This window comes from Streptomyces lucensis JCM 4490, from assembly GCF_014650035.1.
GTDB classification, from domain to species: Bacteria; Actinomycetota; Actinomycetes; order Streptomycetales; family Streptomycetaceae; genus Streptomyces; species Streptomyces lucensis.
In genome coordinates, this window is record NZ_BMUE01000003.1 from 289,916 (window position 1) to 303,400 (window position 13,485).

General features: G+C 73.4%; 12 protein-coding genes. 6 read left to right on the forward strand and 6 right to left on the reverse strand.

The window, feature by feature from the left end; all coding sequences use genetic code 11:
* Window positions 1-3 precede the first annotated feature (3 nt).
* On the reverse strand, window positions 4-795 hold the full coding sequence (locus tag IE177_RS09260) for an ABC transporter ATP-binding protein (RefSeq protein ID WP_190014645.1): 792 nt from the start codon (window positions 793-795) through the stop codon (window positions 4-6).
* Window positions 792-1,550, reverse strand: a complete 759-nt coding sequence (locus IE177_RS09265; RefSeq protein ID WP_229815961.1) for an ABC transporter ATP-binding protein — start codon at window positions 1,548-1,550, stop codon at window positions 792-794. Before IE177_RS09265 ends, IE177_RS09260 begins: the two co-directional genes overlap by 4 nt.
* Before the next feature lie 188 nt (window positions 1,551-1,738).
* Here IE177_RS09265 and IE177_RS09270 point away from each other — a divergent pair, with 188 nt between their 5' ends.
* Window positions 1,739-3,034 (forward strand): PucR family transcriptional regulator, encoded by a 1,296-nt coding sequence (locus IE177_RS09270; RefSeq protein ID WP_190014649.1) that lies wholly within the window; start codon window positions 1,739-1,741, stop codon window positions 3,032-3,034.
* Entirely contained in the window at window positions 3,031-3,675 is a 645-nt protein-coding gene (locus IE177_RS09275) for a TetR/AcrR family transcriptional regulator (protein ID WP_229815962.1), read from the forward strand. Before IE177_RS09270 ends, IE177_RS09275 begins: the two co-directional genes overlap by 4 nt.
* A 115-nt stretch (window positions 3,676-3,790) precedes the next feature.
* Here the strand turns inward: IE177_RS09275 and IE177_RS09280 are convergent, their stop codons facing one another.
* Complete coding sequence (locus tag IE177_RS09280) at window positions 3,791-4,420, reverse strand: HAD family hydrolase (RefSeq protein WP_190014651.1); 630 nt, start codon at window positions 4,418-4,420, stop codon at window positions 3,791-3,793.
* Between the two features lie 115 nt (window positions 4,421-4,535).
* Between IE177_RS09280 and IE177_RS09285 the strand changes: the two genes are divergently transcribed.
* The 4 genes from IE177_RS09285 (at window position 4,536) to IE177_RS09300 (ending at window position 9,745) form a co-directional block, all read left to right on the forward strand.
* A complete protein-coding gene (locus tag IE177_RS09285) occupies window positions 4,536-5,417 on the forward strand; it encodes an alpha/beta fold hydrolase (RefSeq protein ID WP_308431545.1) in 882 nt (293 codons plus the stop codon).
* Window positions 5,418-5,421: 4 nt separating this feature from the next.
* Window positions 5,422-6,243, forward strand: coding sequence for an SCO6745 family protein (locus IE177_RS09290; RefSeq protein WP_190014654.1), 822 nt, complete (start codon window positions 5,422-5,424; stop codon window positions 6,241-6,243).
* Window positions 6,244-6,805: 562 nt separating this feature from the next.
* Window positions 6,806-8,050 carry a CSLREA domain-containing protein gene (locus IE177_RS09295; RefSeq protein ID WP_190014656.1) on the forward strand — a complete coding sequence of 415 codons (1,245 nt, stop codon included), beginning with the start codon at window positions 6,806-6,808 and terminating at the stop codon, window positions 8,048-8,050.
* Between the two features lie 33 nt (window positions 8,051-8,083).
* Complete coding sequence (locus IE177_RS09300; protein WP_190014657.1) at window positions 8,084-9,745, forward strand: carboxylesterase/lipase family protein; 1,662 nt, start codon at window positions 8,084-8,086, stop codon at window positions 9,743-9,745.
* A gap of 68 nt (window positions 9,746-9,813) precedes the next feature.
* Here IE177_RS09300 and IE177_RS09305 read toward each other — a convergent pair whose 3' ends face one another.
* The 3 genes from IE177_RS09305 to IE177_RS09315 all read right to left on the reverse strand — a co-directional run bounded on the left by IE177_RS09305 (window position 9,814) and on the right by IE177_RS09315 (window position 13,374).
* Entirely contained in the window at window positions 9,814-10,470 is a 657-nt protein-coding gene (locus IE177_RS09305) for a TetR/AcrR family transcriptional regulator (RefSeq protein ID WP_190014659.1), read from the reverse strand.
* A gap of 157 nt (window positions 10,471-10,627) precedes the next feature.
* Window positions 10,628-12,247 (reverse strand): M4 family metallopeptidase, encoded by a 1,620-nt coding sequence (locus IE177_RS09310; protein WP_229815964.1) that lies wholly within the window; start codon window positions 12,245-12,247, stop codon window positions 10,628-10,630.
* A gap of 146 nt (window positions 12,248-12,393) precedes the next feature.
* On the reverse strand, window positions 12,394-13,374 hold the full coding sequence (locus IE177_RS09315) for a LysR family transcriptional regulator (protein WP_190014661.1): 981 nt from the start codon (window positions 13,372-13,374) through the stop codon (window positions 12,394-12,396).
* Window positions 13,375-13,485: the final 111 nt, after the last annotated feature.

Below are 13,485 nucleotides of genomic sequence, written 5' to 3' on the forward strand. Positions count from 1 at the left end.
CACTCACCCGGCCTTCCGGGAACGGACGGAGACACCGAGGTACACCTCGGCGACCTGGCCGTCCTCGCGTATCTCCCGGGCCGGTCCCGACAGCACCAGCCGGCCGGCCTCCAATACGTGCGCCCGGTGCGCGATGTCCAGCGCCAGCTGCGCGTTCTGCTCGACGACGACCACGGTGGTGCGTTCCTCCTCGTTGACGGCGCGGACGATCCCGAACAGCTCACGCGTGACCAGCGGCGCGAGGCCCAGGGACGGCTCGTCCAGCAGCAGCAGGGCGGGCCGCAGCATCAGCGCCCTGCCGATGGCGATCATCTGCTGCTCCCCGCCGCTGAGGCTGCCGGCCGCCTGTCGCGACCGCCGGCGCAGTGCGGGGAAGTAGTCGTAGATCCGTTCCAGGTCGGCCGTCACTGCCGCCCGGTTCCGGCGCCCGGTGCGCAGGTGCGCGCCGATGCGCAGGTTCTCCTCCACGGTCAGGTCGTTGAAGGTGCCCCGGCCCTCGGGGACGTGCGCCACGCCGAGCCTGGCGGCCTGTTCGGGCGAGCGGCCCAGCAGTTCGGTGCCGTTCAGGGTGACCGAGCCCCGGCCGCGGACCATGCCGCTCAGCGCCCGCAGCGTCGTGGTCTTGCCCGCGCCGTTCGGTCCGAGGATCGCGCACACCTCACCGCGGGCGACGGAGAAGTCGAGGCCCTGCAGCACGCGGGCCTGGCCATATCCGGCGTGCAGTCCGCGGACCTCCAGGAAGTCCGGCTCCTCACTCGCCGGGGCCTCGGTGCGGCCGGTGGCGGTCCCGCTCATGCGGCCACCCCCAGGTACGCCTCGACGACCGCCGGGTCACGCTGGATGTCCTCCGGCGGGCCCTCGGCGATCCTGCGGCCGAAGTCGAGGCAGACCACCTTGTCGCACAGGCCCATCACGAACCCCATGTGGTGTTCGACCACCACGAGCGTGAGGTCGAACTCCCGGCGCACCGAGCGGACCAGATCCGCGAATTGGCCGACCTCGCCGTGGCTGAGTCCGTTGACGGGTTCGTCGAGCAGCAGCAGCCGGGGCCGTACCGCGAGTGCCCGCGCGAGTTCGACGCGTTTGAGCGTGCCGAACGGCAGCCCACTGGCGGGGTGGTCGGCGACGTCCGCCAGGCCGAGCCGTCGCAGCAGGTCGTCCGCCTGGTCACGCAGTTCCCTCTCCTCTCGCCGGACGCGGGGCAGCCGGAGCGCCGCGGCGAGGTGTCCGGTGCGCCCCCGGCTGTGGGCGCCGACCATGACGTTCTCCCGCACCGTGAGCTGCGGGAACAGGCCGAGGTTCTGGAAGGTGCGGGCGATGCCGCGTCCGGCCACGGCGTGCGGCGGAACGGCGAGCAGGTCCTCGCCCTCGAACCGCATCTCGCCTCCGTCCGGATCGCAGCGCCGGGTGAGGCAGTTGAACAAGGTGGTCTTGCCGGCTCCGTTCGGCCCGATGAGCCCCACGGCGGTGCCCGGCTCTACGGTGAACGCGACACCGTCCAGTGCCGTGATCCCGCCGAAGCGCACGGTGATACCGTCGACCGCGAGCATGAGTGACGCCCCTTCCGATGTGCTGGGGGGTGGGCGAGCGTCACAGTAGGTGGGGGCGTTCGGGGCGCACATTGGGTGCGGGCACCCAACTTGCCGGTCGCCGCACTGTGCGCGGCGCACAAGTGCGGGGAGATGTCTCACGCCGCACCTGTTGACGGCGCACGACGGGGACGGCGACGATCGGCGCCATGCCTCGCGGTCCCGCCCTGGGTAGCTCCCAGCTCGCCGAACAGCTCCGCCGGGAGCGGTGGCGGATCCTGCACGCCGTCCACGACCGGGTCGAGGAGGTGGCGGAGGCCGCCGTCGAGGTCATGCGCGCGGAGATCCCGTCGTACGCGCTGCAGGACGAGCGGTTCTTCGACGACGTGCGGGCCCAGGTGCTCGAGCACTACCGCATGCAGCTGGCGGCGCTGGCCGGCGACCGCGACATCGCTCCCGAGGACCTGGTCTTCAGCCGCGCGGCGGCGATGCGCCGCGCACGCGCGGGGTTCGCCCTGGAGGACTGGATCAGCGCCTTCCGGGTGGGCCGGCAGGTGATGTGGGACGCCCTGCTGGACTGCGCGGGTACCTCCGCCGAGGCCCAGCAGGCCGCGCTGTCCCTCGTCACCCCGCTGATGCGCTACGTCGACTTCGCCAGCACGCACGCCGCGCAGGCGTACGTCGAGTACCAGCAGCACGTGGTGGCGGACGCGGACCGGGAGCGCCGGGATCTCCTGGAGCAGTTGCTGGCCGGGGTGGCACCGGCGCGCGGCGGGCTGTTCGCCGCGGCGCAGGCGTACGGGATCGGACCGCGCTCACCGATGATGGCGGTCGTGGCGGAGTGCGTCGGCGACACGCGTACCGGGGACCTCGCCTCGGCCGAGTACGGGTACGCCACCAGCGCGTCGATCAGCGTCGCCGGGCCCTGGGCCGGCCGGACCCTGGTCGTCGTGCGCCACGGCGAGGTGGTGGCCGTGCCCGTGGTCCGGGCCGGCATGGACGCGCAGGACATATGCGACCACTTCGAGGCGGTTCAGCGGCGGCTCGCACGGGAGGGGACCATGCTCGCCATGGGCATCAGCACGGTCGCCGGCGGCGCGGCCGAGCTGCCGCGCGCGTACGCGGAGGCGCGGGCCGCGCTCGACCTGGTGCCGGGCGGGGGCGGGGTGGCGGCGCTGCCGCGGCTGTCCCCGTTCGACTACCTGGCGCTGCGCGCCGACGACCTCGCCCGCCAGCTGGTCGACCCCCGGGTGCGGGCGCTGCTGGAGGAGGACCGGGGACGCGGTGACACACTGGCCGCCACCATACGGGCGTTCGCCGAGGCGGACCTCAACCTGCGGCTGGCCGCCGAGCGGCTGCGGGTGCACCACAACACGGCGCACTACCGGTTGCGCCGGATCGAGGAACGCACCGGCCGCAATCCGCGCCGGATCGCCGATCTCCTGGAACTGCTGGTCGCCCTCGCCATCCGCGACGGGGCCGGGGAGGGTGAGGACTGCCAGTGAGCGGCATCGTGGAGTCCGCCGGGAGGACCGCGGGACAGGGCGCGGAACTGTCCGAGGGGTACGCCGGACAGGTCGGAACGCTCCGGCGTGCACTGCTGGACGCCGCGCTGGAGGTGTTCACCGAGCGCGGCTACAGCGATGCCGGTCTCACCGAGATCGCGACGCGCTCCGGCATCCCGGTGGGCAGCCTCTTCCAGCACTACGGCGGCAAACAGGGGCTGTACCTGGCTCTGTGGGAGGAGTTCCGGGAGGAACAGGAGCGCCGGACGGCGGCCACGCTGACCGTCGAACGGGACCGCGGCGTGGACGACCCCGTCACCCTGTTCGTGGCGGGGGCGAGGGCGTACCTGGAGGGCGCCTGGGACAACCGGCGGCTCGGAAGGCTCTTCGCGGAGGACGACGGCCCCTCGGGCTTCGACGCACTGCGCCGCCAGTGGGACCGCGCCTGGGTACGGCGCAACGCCCGCCTGCTGGAGGTGGACGAGCGGCGACGCGCCGGGCGGGTCCGGGTGAGCGTGCTGACCACGGTCATCGGAGGGGCGGCACGCGAACTGGGCGACTGCGGGGACGAGACGGAGGCCGGGGAGATCGTGGACGAGGTGTGCGGCATCCTCGTCCACCTGTCGGTCCCGCCCGGGTGAGGCGTGGGGCGGTCCGTGCCGCTCGGGCCGCCGGATCAGCCGTGGCGGGGGAACCGCGGGGCGTTCGGCCCGGAACCGGGCGACCGTGGCGGAGGCCGGCGCGAAGGCCGCCCGGTCACGTGGTGATCCCGAAGCGTTCGGCGAGCTGGCGGCGGGTGTCGGCGGCGCTGGTGTGCAGTACGCCGCCGATGCCGATCCGTGCCGCTCCGTCGAGGTTCTGTCGCAGATCGTCGATCATCACCGCCTCCTCGGGGTGGACGCCCAGGCGTTCACAGGCGAGCGCGTAGATCCGCCGGGAGGGCTTGCGGACGCCGACCTCGGCGGAGATGACGACCACGTCGGCGACGGCGGCGAGGTCGACGCCGTCGTACGCGCCGGTGCCGAACGAGTTGGACACGAGCGCGACGGGGCGGCCGGCGGCCCGAAGGCCGTCCAGCAGCGCGAGCATGTCCCGGTCGATCGTCACCCCGGCCTGCATCCGGGCCGTCAGCCCCTCGGCCGCCACGTCGGCGCCGTGCGCGCGGAGCCGTTCCGCGAACCCCTTCTCGAAGGCCTCGGTGCCGATCCGTCCGCACTCGTGGTCGGCCAGGAGGGCGCGGGACGGCTGGTCCCGGCGGAGGAGGTCCAGCGGCAGGCGCGGGTCGCCGCCCAGCGAGGCGCCGAAGTCGCTGAAGGCCCACAGCACACTGGAGGTGAGCACGCCGCCGAAGTCCACCAGGATCGCGGTCCGTTCCCTTTCCCTCATGTCCGACACGTCTCCACCCCTTCCTCTCGCTGCCGACTCGCCCCCGGCGTCGCGGCCTTGACAACCCACACCGGGGAGTAAAGGCTACCGACCAGTCGGTACGAAGGGGTAGGGCGTGAAGGAGCTGAACATCTCCACCGCCGCGGGCGTGTTCGACGCCTGCGCGGCGGGGCCGCCCGACGGCCGCCCGGTGCTGCTGCTGCACGGCTTCCCGCAGACGGGGCTGGCGTGGCGGCGGCAGATCAAGGCCCTGGCTGCGCACGGCTGCCTGGTGGTCGCGCCCGACCAGCGGGGGTACTCCCCGGGCGTCCGGCCCAGGCGGCCCGGGGACTACCGCATGAGCCTCCTCGTCGACGACGTGGTCGCGATCACCGAGGAGCTGGGCTGGCCGGCGTTCGATCTGGCCGGTCACGACTGGGGAGGCGCGGTGGCCTGGTGGACCGCGCACGCGCACCCCGGCCGGGTACGCACCCTGACGGCCGTGTCGACCCCGCACCCCGGTGCGCTGGCCGCCGCCCTGCGCACCGACGAGGACCAGCGCGGACGCTCGCGCTACATGATCGACTGGCGCGAGACGCCCGCGACCGAGGAGCGCATGCTCGCCCACGACGCCCGGGAACTCCGCGCGCTCTACGCCGGGAAGGTCCCGCAGGACGGCGTCGAGGCCTACGTACGGCACCTGTCCCGGCCGGGCGCTCTCACCGCCGCGCTGAACTGGTACCGGGCGGGCCGCCCCGACGGCGCGATCGGCGCCGTCGAGGTGCCCACGCTGTACGTGTGGAGCACCCGGGACAGCGCGTTCGGCCCGGCGCCCGCGCGGGAGACCGAACGGTGGGTCGACGGACCGTACCGGTTCGAGACCCTCCCGGGGGTCAGCCACTGGATCCCCGAGGAAGCGCCCGACACGCTGAGCCGCCTGCTGCTCGAGCACCTTGCGGCGCACGGCGGTCACGGAACCGCGGGGGACGCCCCGTCCGCCGACCTCCCGAAGAGGTGACCCGATGCAGACAGCGCACGCGGCCTGGCGCCGCCTCGAGCCCGTACACAGCATGATCTACTTCGTCCCCGAGGCGAAGCGGCGGTACGCGGAGCTCGGACTGAGCGTACCCGCCGGATACTTCGCCTCCCGCGGCGCGGCCCTGGGCCGGGCCTCCGCCGAGCTGGTCATCTCGACCTTCTACAACTTCAGCCCCGCGCTCGTGCGCCAGGCGGTCGACGGGGTCTGGGACACGACCACGCCGGAGCAGGTGCTGGACGCCCGGTACACCGCGGCGGACGAGGCCCTGCGGCGGGCGGGCGTCCACGAACTGCCCGGCCTGGCGGAGGTCCTGGCGCTGACCCGCCGGGCGGCCGAGGCCGCCCGCGAACACGCCCAGGGCCGCCCGCTGTTCGCCGCACACGCCGCACTGCCCTGGCCCCAGGGGCCCGTGCCGCAGTTGTGGCACGCCCAGACACTGCTCCGGGAGTTCCGCGGGGACGGCCACGTCGCCTGTCTGCTGAGCGAGGGCGTCGGGGGCCTGGAGGCCCTGATCCTGCACGCCGCCACCGGTGACGTCCCCGTCGGCTTCCTCAAGGCCAGCCGCGCATGGCCCGAGGAGGAGTGGGCCGGCACCCGCGAGCGCCTGCGCGAGCGGGGGCTGCTCGACGGCGACGGCCTCAGCCCGGAAGGCGTACGGCTGCGGCGGCACATCGAGGACCGCACCGACCGGCTGGCGCTGCCCGCCTACGCCGCGCTCGGCGAGGCCGGCTGTGAACGTCTCGCCGAACTCGCGCGCCCCTTCGGGCGCGCCGTCGTGGACTCCGGCCTCCTCAAGGTCGGCTGACCGCCGGCCCCCGCCACGAGCACGAGTGGCGGCTCGCGCCGGGCGCCACCGGCCGGCCGGCCGCGGGGTGGGGCAGCGGGTCGGCCGGGTCCGGGAACCGGACGCGGTCCGTTCCCCGGCCTGCCGGGCGCCGCGGCACACGCCTCCCTGTGACGCCCAGGCGCCGGCGAGGGCGGCGGCGCGGTGGCCGCAAGCAGACGGCCCGGCAATCGCCGGGCCGTCGTGGTGTTCGACCGCTGGCAGCCGCAAGGACCACTGGTCCGGGTGGCAGGACGGCCGGCCGTCGGCCGGGAAGAACGGCCGCCGCCCGTCCGTGGCGCCGTCGCCATCCGGTCATTCCGCTACCAGCGGGTAGACACCCAACTCCCTGACTGGAACGCTCCCTACAGAGCGCGCACGTCACACACCGTTCGTTCCGCCGCCCCGTGCACCGGCCCACCGCTCCCCCGGGCGCCACGCCGGAGGGCACCGGCCGGAATTCCCGTTGGAGCCGCATCCGCACCACCACGAAGTCCTCGCATCAGCCGCGTCCTCCCCTTCTTCGCCGAGAGGAGCTCACCTGATGAACCACCGAACCATCCCGGCGGCACTCGCCGTCGTCCTCGCCGCATGTGTGGCACTCGCCGCGCCCCCGGCCAGGGCCGCCGCGCCCGCGGCCGCCGGCCCGACGGAGTTCACCGTGGACACCACGTCCGACGCGGTCGACGCCGACCCGTCGGACGGCCTGTGCCGCACCGCGTCGGGCGCTTGCAGCCTGCGCGCGGCGGTGACGGCGGCCAACGCCCGCCCTGGCAGCACCGTCGCACTGCCTCCGGGCCGTTACCGGCTGACCATCCCGCCCGATCCCCGCTTGATCAACGGAGACCATCCCGACCCGACCACGGGTGACCTGAACGTCAGCGCCCCCACCACGATCCGGGGCTCCGGCGCGCGGAGCACCGTCATCGACGCGAACCACCTGGACCGCGCCTTCCGCATGCAGGCGGACACCCGGCTGTCCGGTCTGACGATCACCGGCGGAGTGGCCAAGGAGCGCGAACTGCCCATCACCGACACCGGCGGCGGGGGCATCGCCAACGGGCACCACATGTCGCTGCGAGGGGTCGCGGTGACCGGCAACTCCGCCGGTTACGGCGGCGGCATCTTCAACATCCCCGGCTCGCACCTGGACCTGATCGACAGCACCGTCAGCGGGAACACCGCCGGAGAGGCCGGGGGCATCCGCTTCGACGACAGCGGCACCGTGACCAACTCGACGATCGCCGCCAACCGGGTGACGAACCCCGGTGACCGTCCCGGCAGCCTCGCCGGCTACGGCGGGGGCATCGACATCCGCGGCCGGGGCCTCGTGGAGATCCTCAACTCAACCGTCGTCGGCAACAGTTCGAGCGACGGAGGTGGGGGCATCAACATCGCCCCCGCCTACCTCGACAGCCTGCCCTCCCCGATTCCCGACGTCATCGATCTGCCGCTGGGGCGCATGACGTTGCGCAACTCGGTCGTCGCGGGCAACACCGTCGGCGGCAGGGCCGGCAACTGCAAGAAGGCCTTCGCGACCATCGCGTCGGAGGGACACAACATCGACGGTGACGGCAGTTGCCGGCTCACCGCCGAGGGCGACCTGCCCAGCCGTGCGCCGCTGATCGGCCCACTCGCCGACAACGGCGGCCCCACGGACACCGCCGCGCTGCTGCCGGGAAGTCCGGCCCTCGACGCGGCGGACCGCTGCCCGGCCACCGATCAGCGGGGTGTGGCCCGCCCTCAGGGGGCCGCGTGCGACATCGGCGCCTACGAGCACACACCCTGACCGCACCGCTCGCACCGGCATCCGGGAGAAGTGATGAGACCGTCGAACCTGCGCAAGAACCTGGCCCATGCCGTGATCGCGGCACTGGCCCTGCTGCTGGCCTCCGTCGCCGTTCCACCGCCCGTGGCCCGGGCCGATACCGCCCAGTCCTCCCTGGTCGTGCAGACCGACCGCGGCCGGGTGCGCGGCGCGGCCCACCGCGACGGGGGCCGGGTCTTCCAGGGCATCCCCTTCGCCGCCCCGCCGACGGGCAGGCTGCGCTGGCGTCCCCCACGGCCCGCCGAACGATGGCCCGACGTGCGGGACGCCACCGCACCGGCCCCACCCTGCCCTCAACTGCCGCTGACGCTGCTCCCCGACGGCGGCCCGGTCCTGCCGGGCGAGTCCAGCCGCACCGGCAGCACGACGGAGGACTGCCTGTACCTCAATGTGTGGACACCCGCCCGCACCGGCGGCCGGCACCTTCCGGTACTGGTGTGGCTGCACGGCGGCGGCAACGCCTACGGCGCCGGCAGCGACTACGACGGCTCCTTGCTGAGCGCGCACGGCATCGTCGTGGTGACCGTCAACTACCGCCTTGGAGCACTGGGTTTCCTCGCCCATCCGGCCCTGTCCGCGGAGAGCCGGGGCCACGCCTCCGGCGACTACGGCCTGATGGACCAACAGGCAGCACTGCGCTGGGTCCGGCGCAACATCGGCGCCTTCGGCGGCGATCAGGGCCGAGTGACCCTCGGCGGCCAGTCCGCCGGATCGGTGGACACCTGCGCCCACATCGCCTCTCCGACTGCCGGGGGCCTGTTCCAGCGGGCGATCCAGCAGAGCGGGAGCTGCGCCTCGGGCGGCGGTCTGACACCCCTCACGCTCGGCGCGGCCGAACAACGGGGCAGCCACTTCGCGGCCTCCGTCGGCTGCGCGGAGCCGACGACCGCGGCGGCCTGCCTGCGCGCCCTGACCACCACCGAACTGATCCGCGGCACCGGGCCCGGGACAACCTCCTTGTGGGCCCCGAACACCGGCCCGCGGATCCTGCCACGCGCTCCGCTCAGGGCATGGGCCGAGGGGCGGGTGCACGCCGTCCCGACGCTGAACGGCAACACGCACGACGAGTACCGTTACTTCACCGCGCTGAACGTGGATCTGCTCGGCGGCGGCCCCCTGACCGCCGCTTCCTACGCCGCCCTGATCGGGCTCGAGCACAGCGGTCGCGCAGGGGCGGTCCTGCACACGTATCCGGCCTCCGCGTATCCGTCCCCGAATCTGGCCTATTCCGCCGTCAACACCGACCAGCGGTTCGCCTGCCCGGCACGGTCCGACAGCCGGCTGTACCGCACCCGGGCGCCCGTCTACGCCTACGAGTTCCACGACCCGCAGGCGCCACCGTTCATCCCGGCGCCGCACACACCGCAGGGCGCGTTCCACGCCTCCGAACTCGTCTACCTCTTTCCCAGGGACGCCGTGCGCCTGACACCCGCCCAGCGGAGACTGTCCGCCACGATGACCGCCTACTGGGCCCGGTTCGCGGCCACCGGCGACCCCAACGGCCCAGGTGCCCCCGCCTGGCCCCGCTACACGGCCGAAGGGGACCGCGTCCAGGTGCTGGCGCCGGACCGGACCGCGCCCACCACCGGCTTCGCCACCGACCACCACTGCGCGTTCTGGTCTCCCTCCCCTGTTTCCGGGGGAGCCGTGCGATGACGTCGGCCGTCCGAGCCCGTCCGTGAACCGCCCCGCCCGCTCCCGGGGCGGTTCATGCCCGGCCGTCATCACTTGTCCGTGCCGTCACGCGCCGGTGCGCCCGGGCCCGGCGGCACGCGCACCGCGGAGTCGTGGTGAGCCTGCAGTGCCAGCAGGGCGACGCGCAACGGCCCGGTCTCCAGGACGGTGCCCGGTTCGAACCAGCGGGCGACGGCGGTGCCGCTCGCCATCCTGAGTGTGAAGCGTGCCAGTTCCTCCGCCACCCGCGGGCGGTCGCTCAGGCCGAAGACGGTGCTCAGCGCGTCCTGGGCCCAGGCCACCAGCGCGTCACGGTAGCGGCGCACCTCGGCCACGGCCGCCGCACTGGCGTCCTGCTGCACCAAGCCCAGCCCCAGCAGCAGCTTCATGCCGTGCGGGTGACGGCGAAAGGCGTCCTCGACCGCGGCGAGAAAGGCGTCCAGGCGCTGCTCGACATCGGCGCCCGGTACCTCGGCCGGGGGCAGGGCTGCCAGCAGCGCTGTCCTGGCGTGCTCCAGCACCGCGACATAGATCCCGTCCTTGCTGCCGAAGTGCCAGTAGATGGAGCTGGCCGGCAGGCCGCACTCGGATGAGATCATGGAAATGGACGTGGCGGCGTAGCCGTACCGCGACATCAGTGCGCCGGCGGTGTCGACAATCGCGTCACGGGATCTTGCGCCTCGGTCCTGGGCCGGTGCCTCCGTCATGCGGCCGACTCTAGGCGAGAAGCCGGTGTCCGCTCAGCCCCGTGCCGTTTCCCGGCACCGCATCCGGCCGCGTCGCGGAGACCGGGCCCGGGCGACGGCACTGGGGTTCGCGTCGTCGTCCGGGCCGGCTCCCCCGGCCAGGCCGTGCGCCGGTGCGTCAGGAGACGTTGACCGCGCTCCACGCGGCGGCCACGGTGGCGTACTCGGGGCTGCCGGCGCCGTAGAGGTCCTTCGCCGCGTTGAGCGTCGCGGTGCGGGCGCCCTTGTAGTCCGTCGTGGACGTCATGTAGACGGTCAGCGCCCGGTACCAGACGGCGGAGGCCTTCCGGTTGCCGATGCCGGTGACCGTGGAACCGTTGCAGGTGGGGCTGTTGTAGGAGACTCCGTTGACCGTCTTGGCTCCGCTGCCCTCGCTCGCGAGGTAGAACCAGTGGTTGCCGACGCCCGAGGAGTAGTGCACGTCGAGGCGGCCCACCGACTTCGACCAGCAGTCGGCGGAGCGGCCGTCCAGGGACGGCTTGTCGAAGCGGCGCAGCCACGGCGGGGTGGACTGGTCGCTGAAGAGGTAGTCGGGGGTGTCGACCGGGTTGGCTGCGTACCACTCGACCATGGTGCCGAGGATGTCGCTGGTGGCCTCGTTCAGGCCGCCGGACTCACCGCTGTAGCGCAGGTTGGCGGTGGCCGAGGTGACGCCGTGGGTCATCTCGTGGCCCATGGTGTCGAGGTCGACCTGCTCGGGGTCGGTGGTGCCGTCGCCGTCGCCGGTCATCATGCAGAAGCAGCTGTCCGACCACTGGGCGTTGTCCCATTGGGTGCCGACGTGGACGAAGACGGTGGCGCCGCGGCCGTCGTTCTTGATGCCGTTGCGGCCGAAGGTCGTCCTGTAGTAGTCGAACGTCTTCGCGGTGTTGGCATGCGCGTCGACGGCGGCGGTGGCGCGGTCGGTGGAGAACTTCCGGCCGTCGCCCCAGACGTCGTCGGCGTCGGTGAAGAGGGTGCCGGAGGAGCTTTTCAGCGACGAGGCCGAGAGGTTGTGCGCGTCCTTGGTGGTGTGGCCGCGTACCGGGTCGATCAGGGCGAAGGTGCCGTCGGCCTGCTGGGTGGTGTCGATGGCGACGTCGCCGGTGTACTCGGAGTGGCCGGTGCCGGTCGCCTCGCGCTCGGCGTCGTAGTTCTCGATCGCCGCGCCCGTGGTGGCGTCGGTGACGTACACCTCGCCGTGCGGCTGTCCTTTGTCGCCCACCCCCTGCACGGTGGTGCGCCAGGCCAGGCGCGGGGTGCCGTCGGCGGCCCACACGATCAGCTCGGGGGTCGATCTGGCGTCGCGCACGAGCCCGTGCGCGCGCTTGAGCGCCCCGGCCGCGGTGCTCCTGGCGCCGACGGCGGGAGTGACGGACCCGACCGCCACCTCGCGGGCCTGGGCCCGGGTGGAGCCCTTGAACGAGCCGTCGGCCTTCTGGTGGACGACGAAGTCACCGCCGACGACGGGGAGACCTCGGTAGGTCCGCTCGAAGCGGACGTGCTGGGTGCCGTCGGCGTCGATCACGACGTCCTTCGCCTTGAGGGCCTGGCCCGCGCCGAAGCCGAAGGCGCCGGCGTGCCGGGTCACGTTCGCCTTGGCCCGGGATATCGCCTTGGCCCGGGCTGTCGCGGCGTCGCGGGCGGTGGTCGCGTGCTGAGCCGCGCCGGTCTGCGCGTGGGCGGGCATGACCAGCGCTCCCGTGGTGACGACACCGGCGGCGACCATCGCGGAAAGGGCAAGAAGAGGACGGGGCATGAGGGGGAGATTCCTTCGCTCGTCGTGGGGTGACGACGTCCTGGGACGTTGACGCGAAGTGTTCAGCAGGTGACATGCCCCTGACGTGACTTCAGCTGGGGTACAACCGCGGTGCTATAGGGCACGGTCGCCCGCCGCCCGGCCGGTCACCCGCCCCCGCCGCGGGCGAACTCCTCTCCCCCGCCCTCCCACCAGGCCAGGTACGGCGGCCGCTGCCGCACCAGCGACAGGTAGGCGGCCAGCAGGCGCTCCCAGGCCGCGCCGGCGAGATCGGAAGCGACCGATTCCGTGTTCCACGCCAGCAGCAGCCGCCGGTGGAACGGGACGTCCACGAGCGGCCGCTTCACCGTGCCCGGAGCACAGACGTCGGCGGTGGGCCATACGCCGCAGACGGCTCGCCGGCCGGCGACCAGGATCTGCGCCACGGAGAGGTCCGGCGTCACGTGGGCGATGCGCGGAGTGAACCCGGCCGACTGACAGGTGAGCCGGAGGTACGCGTGCACCCCGCTCTCGTCGGCCTCCGGCATGACCCACTCCTCGTCCGCCAGGTCACCGAGCCGGACCGCCTCCTGGCCCGCCAGCGGGTGGTCTTCGGCGAGCAGGACGAAGACCGGCTCGCGCAGCAGGGTGCGTGTCGCCACCGACTCGCCCACCGGCAGCGGGAAGCCGGGGAACTCGCCGTACACCGCGATGTCGCACTTCGACAGGCTCAGCGACTTCGCCAGGGTGTGCACGGAACGGCGGGCGTCGACGGTGAGCCGCCGTTCCGGGACGAGTTCGAAGAGGGCGGAGACCAGCAGGGGGACCAGGGGGCCGGCGGTGCCGCCCGCCCGCAGCGGGGCGGCGGCCCGCCTGTCCGCCTCGGCCGCCGCGCGTGCGGACTCGCGCAGCCGGTCGAAGCCGACGACGAGGTCCCGGGCGCAGCGCAGGACGTACTGGCCGTTCTCGTTCGGCGTCACCCCGTCGGCGCCGCGGGCGAACAGCGCGCCGCCCAGCTCGTGTTCGATCCGCTTCAGCTGAGCGCTCGTGGCCGGCTGGGAGAGCTGCAGCCGCGCGGCGGCCTTGCGAATGCTGCCGGCCTCTGCGACGGCGAGCAGGACACGGAGGTGGCGGAACTCCAGCTGCATGATCATTCCCCGCTCAGCGCGGAGCGGCTCACGCACCCCCGCGACCTGCTGGACCAGCTGCCCGACGGCATGGTGACCAAGAATCCGACGGCCCCGCGCGGGCGGCAACCA

Coding starts and splice junctions, on each gene's coding strand:
- IE177_RS09300 (WP_190014657.1), top strand. CDS start 8,084: ATGAGACCGTCGAACCTGCGCAAGAACCTGGCCCATGCCGTGATCGCG.
- IE177_RS09290 (WP_190014654.1), top strand. CDS start 5,422: ATGCAGACAGCGCACGCGGCCTGGCGCCGCCTCGAGCCCGTACACAGC.
- IE177_RS09315 (WP_190014661.1), bottom strand. CDS start 13,374: ATGCAGCTGGAGTTCCGCCACCTCCGTGTCCTGCTCGCCGTCGCAGAG.
- IE177_RS09265 (WP_229815961.1), bottom strand. CDS start 1,550: ATGCTCGCGGTCGACGGTATCACCGTGCGCTTCGGCGGGATCACGGCA.
- IE177_RS09305 (WP_190014659.1), bottom strand. CDS start 10,470: ATGACGGAGGCACCGGCCCAGGACCGAGGCGCAAGATCCCGTGACGCG.
- IE177_RS09260 (WP_190014645.1), bottom strand. CDS start 795: ATGAGCGGGACCGCCACCGGCCGCACCGAGGCCCCGGCGAGTGAGGAG.
- IE177_RS09295 (WP_190014656.1), top strand. CDS start 6,806: ATGAACCACCGAACCATCCCGGCGGCACTCGCCGTCGTCCTCGCCGCA.
- IE177_RS09270 (WP_190014649.1), top strand. CDS start 1,739: ATGCCTCGCGGTCCCGCCCTGGGTAGCTCCCAGCTCGCCGAACAGCTC.
- IE177_RS09280 (WP_190014651.1), bottom strand. CDS start 4,420: ATGAGGGAAAGGGAACGGACCGCGATCCTGGTGGACTTCGGCGGCGTG.
- IE177_RS09310 (WP_229815964.1), bottom strand. CDS start 12,247: ATGCCCCGTCCTCTTCTTGCCCTTTCCGCGATGGTCGCCGCCGGTGTC.